This window comes from Aquisalibacillus elongatus, from assembly GCF_003843875.1.
In the GTDB taxonomy this organism is placed as follows: domain Bacteria; phylum Bacillota; class Bacilli; order Bacillales; family Alkalibacillaceae; genus Aquisalibacillus; species Aquisalibacillus elongatus.
On record NZ_RKRF01000007.1, the window covers coordinates 486,487 to 510,001 of the forward strand.

The window sequence follows — 23,515 nt, forward strand, 5'->3', positions numbered from 1 at the left end:
GACGATAAACACACACAACAGCTTTCCTAGGATTGCATATAGTATTACGAATGCAATCTTAGGGAGGAGCATGAAATGAGTCAAGATTTCCAACAGTCTATTTTTGAACATCTGAAAAAGAAAGCTGACATTTCTCCAAATGAAGTACTAAATGTTGCAAAATCGATGCAAAATGCCAATTTTTCAGATGAAAGAACCGTTAGAAAGTTAGTCAAACAATTAGCGGCTATGGCCAATAAGCCACTTAGTCAGCAAAAAGAAGATCGGATTGTAAAGATGATTACAGAAAAAGGTCACCAAATCGATCAGCAAACATTGCAACAGATCTTTAAAAAGTAAACGAACTAGTATGTTCTAGGCAAGCGAAGTTTCACAGCTCGTGTCACATCATACTATAAATTGCAACAGTCAAAAATGAGCTACTTTAAATGAGGATTTAGTCAAAAAGAGGTGTTTGCCCCAGCACCTCTTTTTTCTATTAAAGCATTCTTAAGATTAATGTTCATTATTATACGAATCCCATTTAACCAACATTAATCTAACCATTGAATAATTTTTAACATTTTCTCCATCATTTCAGTCATTGAATACTATTCAGATATGCTATAATACCACCGGATAGCAAATACAGAAAGGGTTTGATTAAATGTCAGAACCGTTACTTAGAATGTACATATCTTTTGCTGGAATGGGTGCATTAGTCATCTCAGCAGTTTTAATTATGCTAGCAAGACATAAATTAAATGGTTTTTTTAGAATCTTGGTAAGTATTATTGCTTATGCACTATTAATTATAGGTGGTTTCATTATCTTTTTCATTGTCTTTAGCGGACCAACTCCAGAATAGGTGGTATGTTTTATGAAGTTAAAATTAGTCTTTATTATTTTTATTACTTTAATATTATCCGCTTGTTTATATCCAGAAGAACGCAAAATGGAAAACACGCCAACGAACGATGAACAGCTAGAAGAGGTACAACAAGCGGTTTTAGAATATAGAGAACGTCATACCGGTTTATTACCGATTAAAAACAGTGATGAAAACACACCGTTCTATATTAAATATGCAATTGATTTTAAAACACTTCAGGATGAAAATATATTAGGACAACCACCTAGTAATTCTTATGAAAATGGTGGACAATATTCCTACGTCATCATTGACCCTGAAGATGACACAGAAGTTAAAGTTTCAGATGTTAGAGTTAACCAAGATTTAAGGTCTATTAATTACGAAATCAACCTTTACCGCAATAAGGCGATTGTCCCCCCTTATGGAAAGAAAATTAATCAAGATTATTTTGAAATTAATCTTGATAAAATGAATATAGATGAACCTTTTACAGTCGTAAGTCCGTATAGTAATCGTGAACTTGAAGTAATTATCGACCACGAAGGGCAACCACTAGTTGATTACAGACCGGATGTATATCAAATGTTAGAAGAAGAGGATATTTCGCAGTATGAAGGGGATCTAAGAGAATTATTAGTGGAGCAACATCCTATAGTTCCAACTTATTCACCTCCAATGGTTTTAGAAGACGGAGAAATTCAATTTAAGGAATATGAAAAGGAAACAAATGAATAAGCTATTGTATGGAGATTCTATTTAAATTAAATAAGAATCTCTATTTTTTTTGTAATTAAGTCATATTTGAATAGGACAACATCATAAATTAATATTGCATCGAATAATAGGTGTACGATATTGTACAGGGTCGGAGGGATATAATGGAAAAATTCAACGTGTTTCATGACATATCGAAACGGACGAACGGTGATATCTACTTAGGAGTTGTAGGTGCAGTCCGAACAGGTAAGTCAACATTTATTAAGAAGTTCATGGATTTAGTTGTTATTCCAAACATCACAAGTGAAGACGACAGAGAAAGAGCTAAAGATGAACTTCCTCAAAGTGCCGCTGGTCGAACCATTATGACAACTGAACCAAAGTTTATCCCCAATCAAGCTGTTGAGATCTCAGTTGATGAAGGGCTAGATGTTAAAGTTAGGATGGTTGACTGCGTAGGTTACACAGTTGAAGGAGCTAAAGGGTTCGAAGATGAAAACGGGCCAAGAATGATTCACACACCATGGTATGAAGAGGCTATTCCGTTCCATGATGCGGCTGAGATTGGAACGCGAAAAGTCATTCAGGAACACTCAACAGTTGGAATTGTTGTTACAACGGATGGTTCATTCGGTGATATTCCGCGTGATGATTATGTTGAGCCTGAACGTAAAGTGGTTGAAGAGTTAAAAGAGGTAGGAAAGCCGTTTATTATGATTTTAAACTCAAGTAGACCACATGAGCTTGAGACAATGGAATTAAGAAACGAGCTAGCTGAAGAATACGATATTCCAGTGCTACCAGTATCGGTAGAAAATTTAACAGATGATGATATTTACAACGTGTTAAGAGAAGCATTATATGAGTTCCCAGTTCTAGAAGTTAATGTTAACTTACCAAGCTGGGTTATGGCGCTAAAAGAAGATCACTGGTTGCGTAAACAATTCCAAGGTGCTATTCAAGAAACCGTGCAAAACATTAAACGTTTACGGGATGTAGATCGTGTAGTTGGCGATTTCTATGACTATGAATTTATTACCGATGCTCACTTATCTGGAATGGAAATGGGTGAAGGGGTAGCCGAGATTGATCTTCATGCTTCCGATGAATTGTATGATCAAGTGCTTAAGGAAATTGTAGGTGTTGAAATTAGAGGGAAAGATCATCTACTTGAGTTGCTTCAAGATTATGCTGACGCTAAGCGTGAATACGATCAAGTCTCAGACGCATTACAAATGGTTAAGCAAACCGGTTATGGTATTGCAACACCAGCATTAGAAGATATGCGATTAGAGGAACCAGAAATTATTCGTCAAGGATCTAGATTCGGAGTAAGATTAAAAGCTGTTGCACCATCCATTCATATGATCCAGGTAGATGTAGAATCTGAATTTGCACCGATTATCGGTACAGAAAAACAAAGTGAGGAATTAGTGAGATACCTTATGCAAGACTTTGAAGAGGATCCGTTATCAATTTGGAAGTCTGATATATTCGGACGTTCATTAAGCTCAATTGTTAGAGAGGGAATCCACGCAAAACTAACGCTTATGCCTGAACATGCACGTTATAAACTGAAAGATACATTAGAGAGAATAATTAATGAAGGCAACGGTGGTTTAATAGCGATTATATTATAAAAGCGACGATTTAGTCGCTTTTTTATTTTGTCTTAATTAGTGATAATTCATTTTATTTTTAAAAAGTTATAGTTTTGGTATACCTTAAATGATCAATACCGCAACAAAACAACGTTTTACATTAAATGTAACTAAATGGTATATATTAGGTTAAAATAGTGCTCGAAATACAAAAAAACTAGTCGAAAAGCTTATAAAATGCTATTTTGACGCTACTTTTCCTTGATTAAACCTCTGAACCTATGATAATATGCACTTAAACGAGCTAGAAAATTATGCTAAACACTAATGGTTATGTAAAAATTTGTAGTTAATTGCGATAATATGTTGCATTGTTCACGTATTTTTGTTTAAATTGTGGTAACAATGGTATTATCTGATAATTAGCAATTTGAGAGGAGGTGAAATCAATGAACAAGACAGACTTAGTAAACTCAGTAGCTGATCAAGCGGACTTATCTAAAAAGGATGCAGCAAAAGCTGTTGATGCTGTTTTAGAATCTATTACAGGCTCTTTAAAGAAATCTGAGAAGGTACAACTTATCGGTTTCGGTAACTTTGAAGTACGTGAGCGTTCTGCTCGTAAAGGCCGTAACCCTCAAACTGGCAAAGAGATTAACATTCCAGCTAGCAAAGTACCTGCATTTAAACCAGGTAAAGCCCTTAAAGATGCTGTAAAATAATGCAATACATAGGGCATAAAAGGAGAGGTTTTCCTCTCCTTTTTTTATGTTTTAATACTAGTTTTATAAAAGTTGATGTTAGATTATACAACAATATCATGCTACAATAGAAATGTCCTCAATAAGGCACTCAATGGATAAATTAGGTGATAATTGTGCTAAATAAACAAGTGGAACTTATAAGAGATCAGTTTATGAAACAATACAAGCACTCTTACGTGCCGGAACAATTGTATGAGCAAGTTCTAACATATAGTCAAATAGATTTCTTTAAGAAGTTATTCAGTAAATTTAATTCAAAGACACACGATGTTTTATTTGAGTCTTTGTTACATATGCAAGCTTCTCTAGATATACATGATCAAGTTGATCTAACATTTAAAGAAGATTCAAAGGGACGTAACTTTTCAAATCAATTACAAGTTCTTGTAGGAGATTACCATAGTTCATATTTCTATAATCTTTTATCACAACATAACTTACTAGATGAGCTGTATCATTTTATACAAGCCATTAAGAAGATTAATGAGTGCAAAATGTCAGTATTACATAACGACAAAGCTTTATCACTAGAAGAGTTAATCAAACAAGTTGAATATATTCATACAGGACTTTTTGATGCAACCAATGATATTTGTAAAGTTGACCATTATGAAGAACAATTAAAACCAAGATTAATTAAACAGCTAGTCTATAGTAAAGATAATTTTTGGCTAAGCATTTTAAAAGAGCAATTTTCTCAAGAGTTTAAACGAGTGTTTGATGCCCGGATAAACTATTGGGAACTATATCATTTTATCAACTAGGAGAAAAATACATGGATCAACAAACTAAATCTGAAAAAGTTCATTCTGTCTTTGAAAAAATTTATAAACGTTACGATCGCATGAATTCTATCATTTCTTTTCAACGACATAAGTCATGGCGAAAAGATGTAATGAAACGAATGAAGGTTGATAAAGGTTCTGATTGTTTAGACGTCTGTTGTGGAACAGGTGATTGGACGATTGCTTTATCTGAAGCAGTAGGTGAAGACGGCCAAGTTACGGGACTGGATTTCAGTCAAAACATGTTATCTGTTGGTGAAAAGAAGATTAAAGATCAACAGATTAATAATGTATCATTTATCCACGGTGACGCGATGAATTTACCATTCAAGACAGATCAATTTGATTATGTCACGATAGGGTTCGGGCTTCGCAATACACCTGATTACACTCAAGTGTTAAAAGAAATGCATCGTGTTGTAAAACCTGGTGGTCAGGTTGTTTGCTTAGATACATCTCAACCGACGTTACCAATTTATAAACAACTATATTTCTTTTATTTCGAGCATATTATGCCTCTGTTTGGGAAAGTTTTTGCCAAAAGTTACGATGAATATGTCTGGTTATACGAATCCACAAAAAACTTCCCGAATAAAGAGAAATTAGCTGAAATGTTTAAACAAGCAGGGTTTCAATCCGTGGAAGTAAAAAGCTATGCATTAGGTGCTGCAGCCATGCATTTATCTAAAAAATAAACCATATCTAAAGGTGAAAAAGGTCATGAAGTTAGCTACAGCGTTTAAATACATGAATAAAGATATGCAGCAAGTTGAAAAACAGATTAAACAAGTCACCAATACAGAAAGTTCTATGATCCAATCCGCTTCCAACCATTTGTTATCTGCTGGTGGAAAGCGTATTAGACCTATATTTGTATTGCTTGCTGCAAAATTTGGTCATGGTCAAAAAAATCAAATGATTGATGTTGCTGTTGCATTAGAACTAATTCATATGGCCTCTTTAGTTCATGACGATGTCATTGATCGCTCTATGGTTAGGCGAGGCAAACCGACCGTCAACAAAAAATGGAATAATGGTACAGCTATTTATACAGGAGATTATATCTTTGCAAGAACTCTAGAACTACTCAAACCATTTAAAAATAATCGCTTACATACAGTTTTGTCTAACACGATTCACGATTTATGTATTGGTGAGATCGAACAAATAAGAGATAAATTTAACATTCAACAAAATGAGTTTACTTATTTTAAGCGGATTAAACGAAAAACGGCTTTGTTAATCGCCTCTAGTACTCAAATGGGTGCGATTGCATCAGGTGTTGAACCATCGACAGAACGTCTATTAAAACAGTATGGATATCACATTGGAATGTCTTATCAAATCATGGATGACATTTTGGATTTTACTTCAACGGAAAAAGATTTAGGTAAACCAGTAGGAAGTGATTTGTTAAACGGGCATATTACATTACCGACATTGTTTGCGATGGAAGATCCTACAATTTTTGAAGCTGTAAAAGCTTATTTTAACGAAGATGTTCATGAATTATCCATAGAAGAAGTTATTCAAACCATTAAACAATCGAATGCTATTGAACAATCGTATAATATTAGTCAACGGTATTTACAAAAAGCTTTTAACACTTTAAAAGAATTACCAGATATAGAGGCTAAAAATTTATTAGAAGATATTGCCGAGTATTTAGGTCAAAGGAAATTTTAAACGATTCATAAAACAATTGTTTTTTAAGGCAAACTTTGTTAAAATTTTTGACGGCTTACAAATTTAATATAGAGGTGAATTATCATGGAAAAAACATTTATTATGGTTAAACCAGACGGTGTACAACGTAATCTAGTGGGTGAAATCGTTTCTCGTTTTGAAAACAAAGGATTTAAATTATCTGCAGCAAAATTGATGCAAATTTCACCTGAACTAGCTGAAGAACATTATGGTGAACATAAAGACAAGCCTTTTTTCGGAGAGTTAACTGGTTTTATTACTTCTGGTCCAGTTTTTGCAATGGTTTGGGAAGGCGAAAACGTCATCGCTACTGCTCGTAAGATGATGGGTGCTACTAACCCTGCTGAATCAGACATTGGTACAATTCGCGGTGACTATGGTTTAACAGTTGGTAAAAACGTCATTCACGGTTCTGACTCACCTGAATCAGCTGAACGCGAAATTGGACTATTCTTCAACGAAGAAGACTTATTAACTTATAATAAAGACCAAGATCAATGGATTTATTAATAATCAAAAAGGCCTTTGTTTAATACAAGGCCTTTTTCTTATGGAATTGTAATTTCTCTACCTAAATGTTAGCACTTTTATTCAGTATTTTTTATAATAGGGTTATAAGGTTACATAAAGGGAGAACAGACAAACATATGAAAGATGATTATACGGCATTCATTCAAGATTTGTATGAATTGACGGGAATTGATCTCAGTCAATATAAAGAGAAACAAATGAAGCGACGATTAACGTCACTTAGAGATAAACGAGGTTTTCAGTCGTTTAAGACATATTTTAGTGCATTAAAATCGGACCAAATATTGCTTCATGAAATGTTAGATCGAATGACCATCAACGTATCCGAATTTTATCGTAATTACAAACGTTGGGAGATTTTAAGGAACAATATTTTACCCGACTTTAACACGGGTTCGAGCGTTAATGTATGGAGTGCGGCATGTTCGACAGGTGAAGAACCTTATACATTAGCTATGTTATTGAGTGATTTTTTTCAGCTCAATAAAATTAATATTTTAGCTACTGATTTAGATGAGCAAGTTTTACAACGAGCTAAATTAGGAGTATATCCTGATAGAGCGTTAAAAGAAATGCCAGAAGATAAAAAACAAGCTTATATGAATTTTGATGGTGAGATGTATTCGGTTGACCCTACAATAAAAGAAAGTGTAACATTTCAAAAGCATAATTTACTTTCTGGTCATTACAAGAAAGGTACATATGATTTAATCGTTTGCAGAAATGTTTTAATCTATTTTACAGAAGAAGCGAAGCACAGAGTTTATCAAAAATTTGCTGATGCTTTGAAACCGAATGGTATTTTGTTTGTAGGGAGTACAGAACAACTTTTTAATCCTAAGGAATATGGTTTAGAAGTTGTCAGTACGTTCTTTTACAGAAAAATTGTGTAGTAACTACGTAATTACTAGGTTTAGATTAGAGGTGTTATGGTTGAGGTATTTAACGGCTGGTGAGTCGCACGGTAAACAAGTTTCAACAATCATAGAGGGTGTTCCTGCAAAAATGGAGCTAGTAAAAGATGACATCAATCATTCTCTATTACGCCGCCAAGGTGGATACGGAAGAGGCAGAAGGATGAAGATTGAAAAAGACTTGGTTGAAATTACTAGCGGTGTTCGCCATGGATACACATTAGGTTCACCTATCAGTTTGGTTATTACGAATGATGATTTTAAACATTGGGTCGATGTCATGGGAGAAGACCCTATTGATGAAGACGCAAACATTAGAAGGAAAATAACCAAACCACGGCCAGGTCATGCGGATTTAAATGGAGCACTTAAATATGATCATCGGGACATGAGAAATGTATTAGAACGATCATCAGCAAGAGAAACGACAGCGAGAGTAGCTGCAGGAGCGGTAGCAAAAAAAATTCTAAATGAACTTGGTATAAAGGTAATTGGTTACGTGAAACGAATCTACCAAGTAGAAGCAGAAGACCATCATCATTTATCTGTTGAAGAAAAAATAGAACGTTCAAATCAAAGTCCGGTAAGAACACTAGATTCCTCAAAAGAACAAGAGATGATGGATGCGATTGATCAAGCCAAAAGAGATGGAGATTCAATTGGGGGTATAGCAGAAGTTCATGTTGAAGGTGTACCTGCAGGGTTAGGATCTCATGTTCATTATGATCGTAAACTTGATAGTCGAATAGCAGGAAGTGTTGTTAGTATTAATGCTTTTAAGGGTGTAGAATTCGGAGTTGGATTTGATGCCGCTAAACGACGTGGTAGTGACGTCCATGATGAAATAGTCCATCACCAAGATCAAGGTTTTTACCGAACTTCTAATCGATTAGGTGGATTTGAAGGTGGTATGACGACGGGTATGCCAATAATAGTTAAAGGTGTTATGAAGCCTATTCCAACTTTGTATAAACCTTTAAATAGTGTCGATATAGATACAAAGGAACCTTTTCAAGCTAGTATTGAACGGTCTGATTCATGCGCTGTTCCAGCAGCATCAGTTGTGATGGAACATGTGGTGGCTTGGGAGGTCGCCAATGCACTTTTAGAACAGTTCACATCAGATACGATTGATCAACTAAAATCAGAGGTTAAACGGTACAGAGAAAGGATTCAATCATTCTAATGCATAAAATAACCATTCATGCTAACCAAGGAGATTATCCGGTATTCATTAAACACGGACTGCGACATGAGATGAAAGAACTACTAACTGAGTATGAATTCAGTCAAGTTTTAATTATTACAGACAGTAACGTCTCAGGTCTTTATTTAAAAGATGTTGAAGTCGCATTAAAAGATAAATTCAACGTTTTTTCATATGTCTTACCAGCTGGTGAGAATTCAAAATCAATGAAGCAATATGAATTAATTTTAAATTATATGTTAAACCAAAATTTTGACCGTAACTCAGCAGTAATTGCATTGGGCGGAGGTGTCGCAGGAGATTTAGCAGGTTTTGTAGCCTCAACCTATATGAGAGGTATTGCATTCATTCAAGCTCCTACTACTTTGCAGGCTCATGACAGTAGTGTAGGGGGAAAGGTGGCCATTAACCTTAATGGAACTAAAAATATTGTAGGCCAATTTTATCCACCCAAAATGGTTATTTATGATACAGAAACGTTATTAACATTGAGTAAGAATGAATTAAAGTCTGGATTTGCCGAGATGATCAAACATGGGTTTATAGCTGATCGCACTTTATTAGAAGGGTTAATAAAAACTTTTCCAAAGCAAATCGATCCAAATCATGCATCATTTAACCATTTATTACTTGAGTCTATTAGAATTAAACAGCAAGTTGTTGAAAGTGATGAACTAGAAAAAGGTCATAGAAAAGTTTTGAATTTTGGTCATACGTTAGGTCATGCTGTTGAAGCACAACAACTAGGTTATACTCACGGTGAGTGTGTGGCGTACGGTATGCTTTTCGCTCTATATTTGTCAGATTTGGAGTTAAATTATCATACATTACTAACTTCAGATCTGGTTGAATGGTTTAACCGTTTAGGTTTTCCTATCAATCTTTCATCGTCTTTAAATGTGGATAAAGTAATACAAACGATAAAATATGATAAGAAAAATTCAAATGGACGTATTAATTTTATATTAATTGAGGAGACTGGAAAGCCGTATACTAAATCTTATACACCTGTTGAAATAAAACATTATTTACATACGTTTTTAACGTTAGATCTGTTAAAGGGTGGTTATATTGAAAACAATAACGGCTAATCAAAAAGGGTTAAAAGGAGATATTAGAGTACCTGGAGATAAGTCCATTTCACATCGGTCGATTATGTTAGCTTCACTTGCTAATGGACAGACACGAATTAATAATTTTTTAAATTCGGAAGATAGCATGAGAACGGTAGAAGCTTTTAAAGCGTTAGGTGTAAAAATTGAAATGGATCACACATCAGTCCTTGTACAAAGTGCTGGGTGGCAGAGATTTAAAGCACCTCAAAATCATTTGTATATGGGGAATTCTGGTACTACTTTAAGGTTAATTAGTGGTATTTTATCTGGGTTACCGTTTGAAACGAAACTCACAGGTGATGAATCTTTGAGTAAAAGACCGATGAAGCGGGTCATTCGTCCACTAAAAGAAATGGGTTCTACGATTGAATCAAACGATGATATGTTACCCATAACGATTCGAGGAGGAGGTTTGACACCCATTGAATATCACCTACCAGTTGATAGCGCCCAAGTAAAATCAGCCATCTTATTAGCAGGGCTTATGACAACGGGAAAAACAACAGTTATTGAACGCCATCCAACGAGGGATCATACTGAACGTATGCTTCCACTATTTAATGGAAACATAGATAAAGACAGTAATCATATTTCTATTGATGGTCCACAGAAACTTGTGGGTACGACGATCAATATTCCTGGAGATATATCTTCAGCTTCGTTTTGGATAACCGGAGCGGTCATTACACCCAATAGCCATATTGTCTTACGAAATGTTGGACTTAATCCAACACGTACAGGCTTAATTAGTGTTTTGAAACGGATGGGCGCAAATATTCGTACAGAAATTACAAGGTATGAGGGTGAAGAACCTGTAGGAGATATTTATGTTCAGTACTCAAAGCTTTATCGAACTGAACTCTATCAAGAGGAAGTGGCCTCTTTAATTGATGAAGTGCCACTATTAGCTTTAATAGCTACACAATCAGAGGGGAATATGTACATTAATCACATTGAAGAGCTGAAGTATAAAGAGTCCAATCGAGTTAAGGCTATCGTCGATATGTTAAAGGCCTTAAACGCTAACGTTGAAGAGGTGGAAGATGGAATATTTATAGAGGGTAAAAGTCGGTTGCAAGGAAATTATATTAACACGTATCACGATCATCGAGTTGCAATGGTTGCTTCTATTGCATCATTAATCACTGACGGTGCCGTGACGTTAAGTGATGGTGATTGTGTTAATATATCTTACCCAAGTTTTTATAAGGAATTGTATCGATATTCGAATTAAGAATGATCATTATTAGTATTTTAAACGGCACGTATGGAGGGGTAACATGGATCCAATAGCAGAAGCATTAGATTTATATGAAGCTGGTAATGTCAATGAGGCGGTAAACCATATTATGGAACATGCCAATGAGATCAGTGAACAAGACCAGTTTTCAGTAGCAGAGCTACTACAGCAATGGGGTTTCTTGGATGAAGCAAGGAGACTATTTGAAGAGTTACACAGAACTTATCCAGGTGATCATCAAATTAAGTTTCAGTTAGCTGATATTTATATTGATTTAGAAATGGACGAAGTTGCCTTAGAGTTAGTAGAAAGTATCGAACCAGATGATCCGGAATATATAAATGCCCTAATGATTTTAGCGGATATTTATCAATCTCAAGGATTAAATGAAGTGGCTGAACAAAAATTAATGCAAGCAAAAGAACTACAACCTGACAACTATTTAATTGATTTTGGCATTGCAGAGTTAGCTTTTCACAATGGTGAGTTCCAAAAAGCTGTTGAACATTATGAAAAGATTGAATCTCATTCAGGAGAATTTCCTTTTGTAAACATTCACGAACGGTTAGCTGAATCATATTCCTCAATTGGAAAATGGGAAGAGGCTTTATCATATTATGAAGAGCTTGAATTAAAAGAGCCAGATCCACTATTTAAATATGGTTATACGGCTTATCAATTAAAACGTTATGATATTGCAATTAAAGTGTGGAACGATTTACTTGATTTAGATCCTGACTATACAAGCGTATACCCATATTTAGCAAAAGCCTATGAAGAAGAAGGCATTATGGATGCAGCTAGCGATGTATTAAAGAAAGGTCTTAAGAAAGACGAGCACAACATAGAACTATATATAACGATTGCTAAAAACGAGTTAAAACAAGATCATATTGAAGAAGCAAAACGATATTTAAAAGAGGCTATCGCTCTAGACCCAGGTCATGAAAAGGCAATCGTGGAACTTTATAATATTTACGAAACTCATGGCGATTGGGAAGATGCTAGAAAACTAATCGAAGAATTGAAAAAGTTCGAACCATATCCAGAAATTTTAGATTGGAAAGCAGGACAAGTTTATAATGAACTAGAAGAATATGATTTAGCGAAGGAAGCATATACAAAAGCACATACCACTTTTCATCAGGAAGCAGACTTTTTACGTGAATATGGTTATTTCTTAGTTGAAGAAGGCCAGATTGAGCAAGCTATATCATTGTTAGAAAAGTACTTAGCGCAAAATCCTGAAGACAGAGAGACCGCTGAGTTTATTAATCGAATGAAAGGCGAATAAAAAAAGAGGGTGCTAATATGGGCGTTTCAACCAATCAAAAACGTTTATTTATTAAATGGTACTTAGAAACTTTTCATACCGAAAAACGTGAAATGGTATGGTTATTAGAATATGTTATGAAGCGAGACAATTTATTACAGAATATTCATTTTGTTTATGAAGCTCATTTATGCCCTCGTAGCATCGTTATGACATCAGACGAAAATGCAAAACGTCCTTTTAGATATTATAAAGACCATGTTGTGACAACTGATGTCGATAAAGCTTTTCATGACATTCGTTTGAATCCCGATGAAACACTTTATATTGAATTAATTTTTGATTATAATCGTTCTTCATTAGAATATGCAGAAGTTCTAGAGGACAACCCATATTTGCCTGAAGATTATTATTTAGAAAATGAAGACTATGTACTTCTCGAGAAGTTTTTATCAAATGCCACCTATTACTCAAAAATTAATATTTTAAAGTTAAAGATAGACCAAGCACTTGACATTGGTGATGTTGAAGGTTTCCATAAATGGAGTCAAGAATTAAATGATTTAATGAAAAGTAATCATTAAAAATTAGGAGACTGAATCATGAAATATAAGAATATAGACATTAATCAGTATGTAAAGGCCAAAGAATACATTGATACAGCACTGATTCCATTAATTCCTTATTCTTTTTCAAATGATCAGGAATTGGAGGATCTAGCTTTACAAGGAGAGTACATATACCTTTTTGCTAATCAAATTGAAAAAGAGTTGAAAGGGCGAGTATTTCTAACTCCTGAATATTACTATTTAAAAACTGATAAAATAACGGAAACTGAATCTTTTAGATTAGAACATTTGATTAATCATATGAAGAGTCAACCGTTTAAGTATATCTTTTTATTAACATTTGATAATAAATGGAGAAAAGTTACAAAAGATATGGATGCTGAATTAATATGGATTCCTGCAATGAAAGGTGGAGATTTGAATCAATCGGAAACACAACAGTTGGTGCAATCACAAATCGAAGAAATTCAATCATTAATCAAAGATAGTTGGTCAGAATAATTTATGACATTTTTTCATCTAAAATGTGGTTTTTATTGACCGGTTTATATCTTTACGCTATTATTGTATTGTCCTAATAAATATGTGTATCATCAATACCCTGTTCGTTGTAATTGATGAATAGAGGGGGGAAAGACATGACTGATAAGAAGAACCAAGTATCAAGACGACAATTTTTGAATTATACGCTTACTGGTGTAGGTGGTTTTATGGGTGCGGCATTAGTTGCGCCAATGGTAGGTTTTGCTGTGGACCCTTTATTAAAAGGTGAGAAAGACACTGATTTTGTTTACGTAATGGATGAAAATGAAATCACAAACGAACCACAACGTAAAACCTTTAAAGTCGATCAAGTAGATGGCTGGTATGAGTCACAAGTTGATCGAACAGCATGGGTCTTTAGAGATGAAAATGGAGAGATTCTTGCACTATCACCAGTATGTACTCATTTAGGTTGTACGGTAGACTGGAATTCAAGAGAAGAATTCTCTAATGAATTTTTCTGTCCTTGTCACGACGGTCGTTATGATAAGAACGGTGTTAATATTGCAGACACACCACCTACAGAGCCTTTACATGCTTATGAGTACAAAGTTGAAGACGGAAAATTATATCTAGGAAAAGCGAAATCAAGAAAGGAGGCGTAATAGATGCTGCATAAGTTGTATGATTGGATCGATGAGCGATTAGATATTACGCCTATTTGGCGAGATATCGCTGACCACGAAGTTCCTGAACATGTTAATCCAGCACACCACTTTTCAGCATTTGTTTACTGTTTTGGTGGTTTAACATTTTTCGTAACAGTTATTCAGATTTTATCCGGCATGTTTTTAACCATGTACTATGTTCCTGACATTGTAAATGCTTGGGAATCAGTTAAATATTTACAAACTCAAGTTGCCCACGGCCAAATAGTAAGAGGTATGCACCACTGGGGAGCAAGTGTTGTTATCGTAATGATTTTCCTACATACATTACGTGTCTTTTTCCAAGGTGCGTATAAAAAACCTCGTGAGCTTAACTGGGTCGTAGGTGTATTATTATTCTTTGTGATGTTAGGTTTAGGTTTCACAGGATATCTATTACCTTGGGATAATAAAGCATTCTTCGCGACTCAAGTTGGTCTTGAAATCGCAGAAAGTGTTCCGTATATCGGTGGAGATCTGAAAACTTTACTAGCGGGTGATCCTGAAATTGTGGGTGCGAAAACATTAGCGCGTTTCTTTGCGATACATGTTTTCTTCTTACCAGCAGCACTGTTTGCATTAATGGGTGCTCACTTTATTATGATTAGACGTCAAGGTATTTCAGGTCCACTATAAGTTTTACTAAGTCATGAAAAGGAGGGAACACCGTGCAAAGAGGTAAAGGAATGAAATTTGTTGAGGATTCACGTGTCCTCGATAAAGAAAGTCGTAATAAAATACCAAAAGATTATTCAGAATACCCAGGTAGAACGGAAGCGTTTTGGCCGAACTTCTTATTGAAGGAATGGTTAGTCGGCGCTGTATTTCTAATTGGTTTTCTATGCCTAGTTGCGGCACACCCATCACCATTAGAACAACAGGCTGACCCAAACAACGCTTCTTATATCCCGTTACCGGACTGGTATTTCTTATTCTTATATGAATTATTGAAGTATGAATTTGCAGCAGGTGACTATGTTGTGATTGGTACAGTTGTCATCCCAGGCCTTGCGTTTGGTGCTCTATTAATAGCTCCGTTCTTAGATCGAGGACCAGAGCGTAGACCTTCAAAACGACCAATTGCTACAGGGTTAATGTTGCTTGGTGTCATTGCTACGATTTGGTTAACATATGAATCTGTAGAAGCTGTTAATTGGGAAGATAGAGCCAATTACTCAGTAGAAGCAGTCCCTGATGTAGAGATTGATGAAGAAGACCCAGGATATGAAGTTTACCAAAACAATTGTATGAGTTGTCATGGTGGACAATTAGAAGGTAATCCTGCGTCAGGTGGCCCTTCACTAGTTGGTATTCCACATGGAAAAGAGGCACTTAAAGACATAGCGGTAAATGGTGTTGGAGAAATGCCAGCGAACATGTTCGAAGGTACTGATGAAGAATTAGACCAATTAGCGGAATTCATTATATCTGTAAATGAACAGGCTAATGGTGAAGGTGAAGAAGGCGAATCTGAAGAAGAATCTGAATAATAGGTTCTGTTTTAAGTTAAGCTGACTTGTTTTTAAGGCAAGTCAGCTTTTTATATAATGCAGCACGCGATTGAAACGATTTAAAAATTTAAGATCTGTAGAAAAATGGTGATTTTATGTTATCTAAATACAAATTTATATTAATGGATCGTACATTTATCATTCTTTTATTAATTATTAACTTTTTGGGGACAATTTACGGGTATATTTGGTATGAATATCAACTAGTACGTACACCGCTACATTTCATTCCATTTGTCCCAGATAGTCCAACTGCGTCATTGTTTTTTGTTATAGTATTAATCGGGTTTCTTGCCGGAAAACACTACAGGTTGTTTGAAGCACTAGCTATGTTAACGTTATTTAAGTATGGTGTTTGGGCAGTCGTAATGAACATTTTAACGTTTAATGAGACAGGGATCATCACTTTTTCTGGTTTATTGTTAATTGTGTCGCATGGTGCTATGGCTGTACAAGGTTTATTGTACGCCTCATTTTATGATATAAAACCAGTACATGTCGTTATTGCAGCTATTTGGACATTACATAATGATATTATTGACTATGTTTATGGTATGATGCCAATTTACGGATCTCTTGATCAATATATGGAACATATAGGTTATTTCACATTTTGGTTAAGTTTAATTTCAATTTGGATAGTCTATAAGTACGGGATGGGACAACGTACTAAATCGACCTCACTAACCATATAATATAAAAAAGGTTGTGGGGGCTGACTGAATGGAACTAATCAGCGGCTTACTAACATTAGCCACTCACGCATCGATAAGTGCTTTTTTTGTTACTATTTTCATTATTTTTGGCGCTGTGGTCTTAACGTTAAGCTATGTAGGCTGGAAGAAGTATCATGACAACGATGAAACAGGCAAAAATATTGACCAGGAAAACGAACACAAATAAAATAAAAGTATAGATAGAATAATGGAGGAATGCGTCGTGGGGTTAGGTACATTACTAATTTATTTTGCTGTCTTATTAATATTACCGCTTTGGGCTCAAAGTAAAGTTAAAAACACTTATAAAAAATATATGAAAGTTCCTAGCTCATCAGGAATGCCCGGTGCTGACGTTGCACGTAGAATTCTACAAGAAAATGGTATTTATGACGTGCGAGTTGAAGAAACTAAGGGGTTCCTCAGTGATCATTATGACCCAAGAAAGAAAGTCGTTAGATTGTCTTCTCATAACTATCATGAACCATCTAAAGCAGCAGCTGCTATTGCTGCTCACGAAGTTGGACACGCTATTCAAGATGCAGAAGATTATGCGTTTTTACGTTTTAGACATTCATTAGTACCACTAGCGAATTTAGGGTCTAACTTTTCATTCTTCTTAATTATTGCAGGTATTCTTTTAACGATACCTGGATTATTAGGTGTAGGTATTGTTTTCATGGCATTTGCTGTATTGTTTCAGTTAGTCACATTACCAGTTGAATTCAATGCATCAAATCGTGCAATGGACCAACTCGTATCAACGGGTGTCATTGCAAATAATGAACATGGTGAAACGAAGAAAGTCCTGAATGCCGCAGCATTGACATATGTTGCTGCAGCAGTAGTAGCGCTAATGGAATTAGCTCGATTTGTCTTAATGTTCTTGCATATGAACGAATAAGGTTTTTTTATATCTAAACAAATACCCAACTAGCAAATACAGCTAGTTGGGTTAATTTATGTGATCGGCTTTTTATTCTCATCTAGAGTAAATCCTTCACCAAGTACATCGTGAACCGACATAACCGAGACGAACGCATGAGAATCAGTTTCATTAATAATCTCTTTTAGTTTTACAATTTCATTTCGACCAACAACGCAGTATAACACTTTACGTTCTTCACCAGTAAAACTTCCACTACCGTGTAATACTGTAACGCCTCGGTCCATTTGTTTATTGATTTGTTCTGCTATTGATGCACTATGATTGGAGATCACCATAGCGCCACGAGCAGAATACGCACCTTCTTGAATAAAATCAATAACCCTAGCTCCAATGAATACGGCGACTAACGTATACATCCCTTGAATTGGACGAAGATATAGTATAATGGATGAAAAAATGACAACAGCATCGAACAAAAACATTGTCCGGCCCATACTCCAACCAACATACTTATGAACTAAACGGGCGATAATATCGACTCCACCAGTAGTACCACCATAGCGGAATATTATACCTAACCCTACACCTATAAAGGTACCTGCGAACAAAGCTGCTAACGTCATATCATTTCTAAGTGAAAATTCGAGTGGAAAGAATTGAAACACCCATAAAAATATGGATACCGCAAATGTTCCAATTACCGTATAAATAAGTGTTGTTGTTCCTAACATTCGCCAGCCGATAAAAAAGACTGGTATATTTAGAACTAGGTTCATAATGCCTGGATCTAACGAAAACATGAAATAAAGCAAAAGTGTAATTCCTGTAAACCCACCTTCAGCTAAGTTATTTTCCATATTAAAATTAACAATCCCAAAGGAAAATATAGCCGAGCCGATTAATATAAATAATGTATTTTTCACTTTAATATGTTGAAACAATCGAACCCCTCCTTATAAACACACCTTTAAATATTATAGACAATGGTTAATATTGGTTCAATGATTAAATAAAAGATTTGTCAAAATACTTGGATTTAGCTACCATTAGGATAGGTAATAAGAAAGGTGATTATAATGGAAAACTCAAAACAAGACTTAAAATTAATGCAAAAACGAGTTGATAATTTTATAAGTCAGTTTGAAGAAGGTTATTTTTCACCATTAGCTATGATCGCTAGACTAACTGAAGAACTTGGTGAATTATCTAGAGAGGTGAACCATTATTACGGTGAAAAACCTAAAAAGGACTCAGAAAAGGAAAAACTAGTTGAAGAAGAGTTAGGTGATTTCCTCTTCGTAATGATGACTTTTGCGAATTCCTTAGATATAGATTTATCAGAGGCCTTCGATAGAAGTATGTCAAAAATTGAAACACGTGATCAAAATCGTTGGACACCAAAGGATAAGGAGAATGAATCATGACCGAGACTATTAACATTATGTTAGCTGGACCAAGAGGCAAAATGGGGTCAGAGGCTTTAAATATGATTGAAGGTACTGACCATTTCCAGCTTGTTGGCTGTGTAGACCGAAAACACCAAGGAAAAACCATTAAAGAAATTGATGGATTACCTGATATAGATGCTCCAATTTACAGTGATGCACAAGAAGCATTTGACAGGCTGAACGCTGATGTATTTATCGATTTGACGAATCCTGAGTCCGGTTATGTACATACAAAACTAGCTCTTAACCACCATATTAGACCTGTAATTGGAACGTCAGGGTTTTCAGAAGATCAACTAGATGAATTGAAACAGTTAAGTTCAGACAAGCAAACTGGCATTGTTATTGCACCTAATTTTGCAATAGGCGCTGTGTTAATGATGCGTTTTTCTCAAATGGCAGCTAAGTATTTTGATAGCGTTGAGATTATTGAGAAACATCATGACGAAAAATTAGATGCACCTTCTGGTACGGCTGTTAAAACAGCTCAATTAATTAAAGAAGTACGAGATTCTCATCAGCAAGGACATCCAGATGAACAGGAAAGCTTACCAGGCGCGCGTGGAGCTAATGTTGACGGGATGCACATACATAGTGTTCGTCTACCAGGATATATTGCGCAACAGGAAGTCATTTTTGGTCAAAGTGGACAAACGTTAACAATTAACCACAATTCAACTGACCGAAAATCCTTCATGAGTGGTGTGAAATTTGCTGTTGAACAAGTTATGACCATTGATCATTTTGTCTATGGATTAGAAAATTTAATGGAATAGTAGGTGTTGTCACTTTGAATATTGCACTAATTGCACACGATCAAAAAAAACAAAATTTAATAGATTTCGTAACGGCCTATAAGGAAATTTTTAATGAACATGAATTATATGCTACTGGAACGACGGGAAAACTTCTATCGAAAGAAACAGGTTTAAGTATTAATCGATTCCAGAGTGGTCCATTAGGTGGAGACCAACAAATTGGAAGTAAAATTGCAGAAGATGCTATGGATATGATTATCTTTTTTAGAGACCCTTTAACAGCTCAACCGCATGAACCTGACGTTTCAGCTTTACTACGACTTTGTGATGTTTACAAAGTACCACTTGCAACTAATGAAGCATCTGCTGAGATTTTGGTGAGAGGTTTAAGCAGTGGTTGGCTTGATTGGCGTGCCATCAAAGATAAGCGAGTGCGTTATGATGACTAGAAAAATAGGGATCGTCTGCTACCCAACAGTTGGTGGCTCTGGTGTTGTAGCCACTGAGTTAGGTATTCAATTAGCAGAACAAAATCACGAAGTACATTTTATTTCAACTACGATGCCATTTAGATTAAAGAAACTGTATCCAAACATTTATTTTCACGAAGTTGAAGTCTCGAATTATCCAGTATTTAAGCATCCACCTTATGATTTGTCTTTAGCTAGCAAAATTGCAGAAGTTATTGACCGTGAGGAATTAGATATCATACATGCTCATTATGCAGTACCACATGCGATTTGTTCTATTTTTGCTAAACAAATGGCTAATCGTGATGTCAAAATCGTTACGACGTTGCATGGAACAGATATTACGATTTTAGGTATTGATGATAATTTCAACCACATGATTAGTTATGCAATTGATCAATCAGATCAAGTAACGGCCGTATCCAACAGCTTGAGAAAACAAACAGAAAATGCATTTAATATAACTAAGCCTATAGAAGTTATTTATAATTTCATTGATCCTGAACCACGTTATACACAAGGCAATTTAAGGTCTCAATTGGGTATTCAAGAGCATGAAAAAGTGTTAATACATATTTCAAACTTTAGACAAGTCAAACGTGTTGATGATGTTGTAAAGGTATTTAAAACAGTTCATGATCAAATGGATAGTAAGCTACTTTTAGTAGGAGATGGTCCTGAACATCTTAAAATCCGTAATTTAGTTGATGAGCTGGGACTTAGCGAAAGTGTTATTTTCCTCGGACGTCAGGATAATGTTCATGATTTATTAACGATCAGTGATTTGAAGCTGTTATTATCTGAGAAAGAAAGTTTTGGACTTGTCCTTTTAGAGGCTATGGTGAGTGGCGTACCTTGTATTGGAACTGATATAGGTGGAATTCCAGAGGTTATAATTGATAATGAGACTGGTTTCATCAGTCAAGTAAGTGACATCGATGATATCGCCCAAAAATCTATAACACTTTTAACAGATGATGAAAAATGGAATGAATTTTCTATTAAAGCGAAAAAATACGCAATTAAACATTTCAGTGCAGAACAAATTGTAAAACAATACGAAAACATTTATCAAAATGTCTTGAAGAATTAAGGTGACCATTATGGTGAATAAACCATTCACACAGGCGAAGCCAATATTTGAGAATTTATATAGCAATGGATTTGAGTGCTACTTTGTTGGTGGTGCTGTAAGAGATTATTTATTAAATCAGTCCATTGGGGATATTGATATTGCAACAAATGCAACGCCTGAGGAGATTCAACGAATATTTCAAAAGACTGTTCCAGTTGGTTTTGAACATGGTACCGTGTTAGTCATTGAAGATGGTGTATCATTTGAAGTGACTACCTATCGAACTGAAGGTGAATATAAGGATTACAGACACCCTAGTTATGTAGAGTTCGTTAAGAACATTCAAGAAGACCTAAGTAGAAGAGATTTTACGATTAATGCAATCGCTATGGACTTAATGGGTAGAATAATTGATCCATTTGGCGGACAGGAAGACCTTCAGAATCGTATAATAAGAACAGTAGGTAAGGCGGAAGACCGTTTTAATGAAGATCCATTAAGAATGTTACGTGGCATACGTTTTGTAAGTCAGCTAAACTTTAGTATGAGTCATGAAGCGATTCAAGCGATTCAAAATCAACGACAATTGTTAGAGAAAATATCAGTTGAACGAATAGCAGACGAAATATCAAAGCTTTTTTCAAAACAACATATTCAATTTGCTTTAGATATGATGAATGAGACAGGTATATATAAATCTTTACCGATACTAAATGATCAAGAACATGTTTTTATGAAATTATTATCTTATGACTTTGATAGTCCTTTTGAACATACGGGCTTATTAGTGGCTTTTTTACATCTATTGGATCGGCGAATTTCCATACAACAATGGATTAAAGCTTACAAACTTTCGAATGATATAAGAAATAAAGCAAACCACTTAGTTGAAGTATATGAACGTTATGAATCAGAAGGTCTAACTAATTATGTGCTATATAAAGCAGACTGCGCTTTAAAAGACGTTATGAAGCTTATTCATTTATTAGATGAACCGGTAGTAGATATACAATCTGTTTATGAACGATATGAACACCTACGAATAAAGAATCGTCATGAAATGGCTATCAATGGCCAAGACCTTATGAATTGGTTTTCAAACGTCAAACGTGGTAAGTGGATTGGTGATTTTCTTGAACAGATTGAATATAGAATTGTTAAAGAAGAACTAGAGAACGACCGAAACGAAATTGAGAGGTTGGTGAAGCAATGGAAAGCACCAGAAAACAATTAATAGATTTCCTTTCAAACCATCAAGGCTATGTATCCGGTCAAGAGCTATCAGAGCAATTGAACATATCTAGGTCTGCTGTGTGGAAACATATGAACCATTTGAAGAAAGAAGGCTACCAGATAGAAGGCATTACAAATAAAGGATATCGAATAATAGAAATCCCCAACCAAATGAATGAAAGCTCATTGCAATGGAATTTACAAACGAAGTGGTTAGGGCAATCGTTAATTTATAAAGAGTCGGTTAGATCCACACAATTAGTGGCACATGATTTAGCTCGTAAAGATGCAAAACAAGGGAGCGTCATTGTAGCTGGCGAACAGACTTCTGGTCGTGGTCGAATGAGAAGGCATTGGGATTCGAAAGCGGGTTTAGGATTGTGGTTCAGTAGCATTTTAAGACCAGACAATATTGAACCGAAAGATGCTTCTCAATTGACGTTAGTTGCTGCTGTTGCAATTGCTCAATATTTAGAGAAATTCCCGGTCGATGTTAAAATTAAGTGGCCAAACGATTTATTTTTAAATGGTAAAAAATTAGCAGGCATATTAACCGAAATGCAGGCAGAACAAGATGCGATTCAATATATCGTTTTAGGAATTGGTATGAATATCAATCATACACAAGACGATTTGCATGAAACAGTTAAGGAAAAAGCAACGTCGCTACTTATAGAAACTGGTGAATCCTTTAACTTAAATGAAGTGCTAAACGGTCTACTAATGAACATAGAAAGAAAATATGAACTTTTTATAGAAGAAGGGTTTCATGAGATTAAACATGAATGGGAACAACTTGCCTATAAAATGGGAGAATGGATTATCGTAAAGACACACAAAGAATGGCAGGCTCAATTAATTGGAATTCATGAAGATGGAGCATTAAAAGTTAGGGATACAGACGGTCAACAACACGAGCTATATTCGGCAGAAATATTATGGTGAGGAG

29 protein-coding genes are annotated in these 23,515 nt (G+C 35.2%); 28 read left to right on the forward strand and 1 reads right to left on the reverse strand.

What is annotated here, in order from left to right:
* The first annotated feature begins 75 nt into the window (after positions 1–75).
* The 22 genes from EDC24_RS03150 to EDC24_RS03255 all read left to right on the forward strand — a co-directional run bounded on the left by EDC24_RS03150 (position 76) and on the right by EDC24_RS03255 (position 17,597).
* A complete protein-coding gene (locus EDC24_RS03150) occupies positions 76–339 on the forward strand; it encodes a stage VI sporulation protein F (RefSeq protein WP_124219668.1) in 264 nt (87 codons plus the stop codon).
* Positions 340–646: 307 nt separating this feature from the next.
* Positions 647–847, forward strand: coding sequence for a DUF2768 domain-containing protein (locus tag EDC24_RS03155; RefSeq protein ID WP_124219669.1), 201 nt, complete (start codon positions 647–649; stop codon positions 845–847).
* Between the two features lie 12 nt (positions 848–859).
* Positions 860–1,588 (forward strand): hypothetical protein, encoded by a 729-nt coding sequence (locus EDC24_RS03160; protein WP_124219671.1) that lies wholly within the window; start codon positions 860–862, stop codon positions 1,586–1,588.
* Between the two features lie 143 nt (positions 1,589–1,731).
* On the forward strand, positions 1,732–3,210 hold the full coding sequence (gene spoIVA / locus EDC24_RS03165) for a stage IV sporulation protein A (RefSeq protein ID WP_124219673.1): 1,479 nt from the start codon (positions 1,732–1,734) through the stop codon (positions 3,208–3,210).
* Between the two features lie 410 nt (positions 3,211–3,620).
* Positions 3,621–3,893: an HU family DNA-binding protein gene (locus tag EDC24_RS03170; protein WP_054753168.1), complete on the forward strand. Its 273-nt coding sequence runs from the start codon at positions 3,621–3,623 to the stop codon at positions 3,891–3,893.
* A 194-nt stretch (positions 3,894–4,087) separates the two neighbouring features.
* A complete protein-coding gene (locus EDC24_RS03175; protein WP_124219675.1) occupies positions 4,088–4,699 on the forward strand; it encodes a heptaprenyl diphosphate synthase component 1 in 612 nt (203 codons plus the stop codon).
* A gap of 11 nt (positions 4,700–4,710) precedes the next feature.
* On the forward strand, positions 4,711–5,415 hold the full coding sequence (locus EDC24_RS03180; protein ID WP_124219676.1) for a demethylmenaquinone methyltransferase: 705 nt from the start codon (positions 4,711–4,713) through the stop codon (positions 5,413–5,415).
* Positions 5,416–5,440: 25 nt separating this feature from the next.
* Entirely contained in the window at positions 5,441–6,406 is a 966-nt protein-coding gene (locus EDC24_RS03185) for a polyprenyl synthetase family protein (protein ID WP_124219678.1), read from the forward strand.
* An 84-nt stretch (positions 6,407–6,490) separates the two neighbouring features.
* Complete coding sequence (ndk, locus tag EDC24_RS03190; RefSeq protein ID WP_124219679.1) at positions 6,491–6,937, forward strand: nucleoside-diphosphate kinase; 447 nt, start codon at positions 6,491–6,493, stop codon at positions 6,935–6,937.
* 137 nt (positions 6,938–7,074) lie between these two features.
* Positions 7,075–7,851 (forward strand): CheR family methyltransferase, encoded by a 777-nt coding sequence (locus tag EDC24_RS03195; RefSeq protein ID WP_124219681.1) that lies wholly within the window; start codon positions 7,075–7,077, stop codon positions 7,849–7,851.
* Between the two features lie 40 nt (positions 7,852–7,891).
* Complete coding sequence (gene aroC / locus EDC24_RS03200; protein ID WP_124219683.1) at positions 7,892–9,058, forward strand: chorismate synthase; 1,167 nt, start codon at positions 7,892–7,894, stop codon at positions 9,056–9,058.
* On the forward strand, positions 9,058–10,170 hold the full coding sequence (aroB, locus tag EDC24_RS03205; RefSeq protein ID WP_124219684.1) for a 3-dehydroquinate synthase: 1,113 nt from the start codon (positions 9,058–9,060) through the stop codon (positions 10,168–10,170). Before aroC ends, aroB begins: the two co-directional genes overlap by 1 nt.
* Entirely contained in the window at positions 10,142–11,428 is a 1,287-nt protein-coding gene (aroA, locus tag EDC24_RS03210) for a 3-phosphoshikimate 1-carboxyvinyltransferase (RefSeq protein ID WP_342769339.1), read from the forward strand. Before aroB ends, aroA begins: the two co-directional genes overlap by 29 nt.
* Positions 11,429–11,474: 46 nt before the next feature.
* On the forward strand, positions 11,475–12,728 hold the full coding sequence (locus tag EDC24_RS03215; RefSeq protein WP_124219686.1) for a tetratricopeptide repeat protein: 1,254 nt from the start codon (positions 11,475–11,477) through the stop codon (positions 12,726–12,728).
* Between the two features lie 17 nt (positions 12,729–12,745).
* Positions 12,746–13,291: a ReoY family proteolytic degradation factor gene (locus tag EDC24_RS03220; RefSeq protein ID WP_124219688.1), complete on the forward strand. Its 546-nt coding sequence runs from the start codon at positions 12,746–12,748 to the stop codon at positions 13,289–13,291.
* Positions 13,292–13,309: 18 nt separating this feature from the next.
* The gene (locus EDC24_RS03225; protein WP_124219690.1) at positions 13,310–13,777 is read left to right on the forward strand and encodes a DUF2487 family protein; all 468 of its coding nucleotides are present in this window, start codon (positions 13,310–13,312) and stop codon (positions 13,775–13,777) included.
* Positions 13,778–13,914: 137 nt separating this feature from the next.
* The gene (locus EDC24_RS03230) at positions 13,915–14,424 is read left to right on the forward strand and encodes a QcrA and Rieske domain-containing protein (protein WP_124219692.1); all 510 of its coding nucleotides are present in this window, start codon (positions 13,915–13,917) and stop codon (positions 14,422–14,424) included.
* Positions 14,425–14,427: 3 nt separating this feature from the next.
* Positions 14,428–15,102, forward strand: coding sequence for a menaquinol-cytochrome c reductase cytochrome b subunit (qcrB, locus tag EDC24_RS03235; protein ID WP_124219694.1), 675 nt, complete (start codon positions 14,428–14,430; stop codon positions 15,100–15,102).
* A gap of 32 nt (positions 15,103–15,134) precedes the next feature.
* Complete coding sequence (locus EDC24_RS03240; RefSeq protein ID WP_124219695.1) at positions 15,135–15,956, forward strand: menaquinol-cytochrome c reductase cytochrome b/c subunit; 822 nt, start codon at positions 15,135–15,137, stop codon at positions 15,954–15,956.
* A gap of 116 nt (positions 15,957–16,072) precedes the next feature.
* Complete coding sequence (gene lhaT / locus EDC24_RS03245) at positions 16,073–16,672, forward strand: lipoprotein heptaprenylglyceryl N-acetyltransferase LhaT (protein WP_124219697.1); 600 nt, start codon at positions 16,073–16,075, stop codon at positions 16,670–16,672.
* A 28-nt stretch (positions 16,673–16,700) separates the two neighbouring features.
* Positions 16,701–16,880, forward strand: coding sequence for a sporulation protein YpjB (locus tag EDC24_RS03250; RefSeq protein WP_124219699.1), 180 nt, complete (start codon positions 16,701–16,703; stop codon positions 16,878–16,880).
* Between the two features lie 21 nt (positions 16,881–16,901).
* Positions 16,902–17,597: a zinc metallopeptidase gene (locus EDC24_RS03255; protein ID WP_124219700.1), complete on the forward strand. Its 696-nt coding sequence runs from the start codon at positions 16,902–16,904 to the stop codon at positions 17,595–17,597.
* Positions 17,598–17,653: 56 nt separating this feature from the next.
* Here EDC24_RS03255 and EDC24_RS03260 read toward each other — a convergent pair whose 3' ends face one another.
* Entirely contained in the window at positions 17,654–18,523 is an 870-nt protein-coding gene (locus EDC24_RS03260) for a YitT family protein (RefSeq protein WP_124219702.1), read from the reverse strand.
* Positions 18,524–18,658: 135 nt separating this feature from the next.
* On the opposite strand from EDC24_RS03260, the gene EDC24_RS03265 reads away from it, so the two are divergent.
* The 6 genes from EDC24_RS03265 to EDC24_RS03290 are packed head-to-tail and all read left to right on the forward strand — an operon-like array spanning position 18,659 to position 23,511.
* Positions 18,659–19,006 (forward strand): nucleotide pyrophosphohydrolase, encoded by a 348-nt coding sequence (locus EDC24_RS03265; RefSeq protein ID WP_124219703.1) that lies wholly within the window; start codon positions 18,659–18,661, stop codon positions 19,004–19,006.
* The gene (gene dapB, locus EDC24_RS03270) at positions 19,003–19,806 is read left to right on the forward strand and encodes a 4-hydroxy-tetrahydrodipicolinate reductase (RefSeq protein ID WP_124219705.1); all 804 of its coding nucleotides are present in this window, start codon (positions 19,003–19,005) and stop codon (positions 19,804–19,806) included. The genes EDC24_RS03265 and dapB overlap by 4 nt, the downstream gene beginning before the upstream one ends.
* A 14-nt stretch (positions 19,807–19,820) precedes the next feature.
* On the forward strand, positions 19,821–20,237 hold the full coding sequence (gene mgsA, locus EDC24_RS03275; RefSeq protein WP_124219707.1) for a methylglyoxal synthase: 417 nt from the start codon (positions 19,821–19,823) through the stop codon (positions 20,235–20,237).
* Positions 20,230–21,351 carry an N-acetyl-alpha-D-glucosaminyl L-malate synthase BshA gene (gene bshA / locus EDC24_RS03280; protein ID WP_124220368.1) on the forward strand — a complete coding sequence of 374 codons (1,122 nt, stop codon included), beginning with the start codon at positions 20,230–20,232 and terminating at the stop codon, positions 21,349–21,351. The genes mgsA and bshA overlap by 8 nt, the downstream gene beginning before the upstream one ends.
* 13 nt (positions 21,352–21,364) lie before the next feature.
* On the forward strand, positions 21,365–22,567 hold the full coding sequence (locus EDC24_RS03285; RefSeq protein WP_170158451.1) for a CCA tRNA nucleotidyltransferase: 1,203 nt from the start codon (positions 21,365–21,367) through the stop codon (positions 22,565–22,567).
* On the forward strand, positions 22,543–23,511 hold the full coding sequence (locus EDC24_RS03290) for a biotin--[acetyl-CoA-carboxylase] ligase (protein ID WP_124219710.1): 969 nt from the start codon (positions 22,543–22,545) through the stop codon (positions 23,509–23,511). Before EDC24_RS03285 ends, EDC24_RS03290 begins: the two co-directional genes overlap by 25 nt.
* Positions 23,512–23,515: the final 4 nt, after the last annotated feature.

Coding starts and splice junctions, on each gene's coding strand:
- EDC24_RS03265 (WP_124219703.1), top strand. CDS start 18,659: ATGGAAAACTCAAAACAAGACTTAAAATTAATGCAAAAACGAGTTGAT.
- EDC24_RS03215 (WP_124219686.1), top strand. CDS start 11,475: ATGGATCCAATAGCAGAAGCATTAGATTTATATGAAGCTGGTAATGTC.
- EDC24_RS03290 (WP_124219710.1), top strand. CDS start 22,543: ATGGAAAGCACCAGAAAACAATTAATAGATTTCCTTTCAAACCATCAA.
- EDC24_RS03230 (WP_124219692.1), top strand. CDS start 13,915: ATGACTGATAAGAAGAACCAAGTATCAAGACGACAATTTTTGAATTAT.
- ndk (WP_124219679.1), top strand. CDS start 6,491: ATGGAAAAAACATTTATTATGGTTAAACCAGACGGTGTACAACGTAAT.
- bshA (WP_124220368.1), top strand. CDS start 20,230: ATGACTAGAAAAATAGGGATCGTCTGCTACCCAACAGTTGGTGGCTCT.
- EDC24_RS03150 (WP_124219668.1), top strand. CDS start 76: ATGAGTCAAGATTTCCAACAGTCTATTTTTGAACATCTGAAAAAGAAA.
- dapB (WP_124219705.1), top strand. CDS start 19,003: ATGACCGAGACTATTAACATTATGTTAGCTGGACCAAGAGGCAAAATG.
- EDC24_RS03175 (WP_124219675.1), top strand. CDS start 4,088: ATGAAACAATACAAGCACTCTTACGTGCCGGAACAATTGTATGAGCAA.
- lhaT (WP_124219697.1), top strand. CDS start 16,073: ATGTTATCTAAATACAAATTTATATTAATGGATCGTACATTTATCATT.
- EDC24_RS03225 (WP_124219690.1), top strand. CDS start 13,310: ATGAAATATAAGAATATAGACATTAATCAGTATGTAAAGGCCAAAGAA.
- EDC24_RS03220 (WP_124219688.1), top strand. CDS start 12,746: ATGGGCGTTTCAACCAATCAAAAACGTTTATTTATTAAATGGTACTTA.
- aroB (WP_124219684.1), top strand. CDS start 9,058: ATGCATAAAATAACCATTCATGCTAACCAAGGAGATTATCCGGTATTC.
- EDC24_RS03195 (WP_124219681.1), top strand. CDS start 7,075: ATGAAAGATGATTATACGGCATTCATTCAAGATTTGTATGAATTGACG.
- EDC24_RS03160 (WP_124219671.1), top strand. CDS start 860: ATGAAGTTAAAATTAGTCTTTATTATTTTTATTACTTTAATATTATCC.
- EDC24_RS03250 (WP_124219699.1), top strand. CDS start 16,701: ATGGAACTAATCAGCGGCTTACTAACATTAGCCACTCACGCATCGATA.
- EDC24_RS03170 (WP_054753168.1), top strand. CDS start 3,621: ATGAACAAGACAGACTTAGTAAACTCAGTAGCTGATCAAGCGGACTTA.
- qcrB (WP_124219694.1), top strand. CDS start 14,428: ATGCTGCATAAGTTGTATGATTGGATCGATGAGCGATTAGATATTACG.
- EDC24_RS03185 (WP_124219678.1), top strand. CDS start 5,441: ATGAAGTTAGCTACAGCGTTTAAATACATGAATAAAGATATGCAGCAA.
- EDC24_RS03180 (WP_124219676.1), top strand. CDS start 4,711: ATGGATCAACAAACTAAATCTGAAAAAGTTCATTCTGTCTTTGAAAAA.
- EDC24_RS03255 (WP_124219700.1), top strand. CDS start 16,902: ATGGAGGAATGCGTCGTGGGGTTAGGTACATTACTAATTTATTTTGCT.
- EDC24_RS03155 (WP_124219669.1), top strand. CDS start 647: ATGTCAGAACCGTTACTTAGAATGTACATATCTTTTGCTGGAATGGGT.
- spoIVA (WP_124219673.1), top strand. CDS start 1,732: ATGGAAAAATTCAACGTGTTTCATGACATATCGAAACGGACGAACGGT.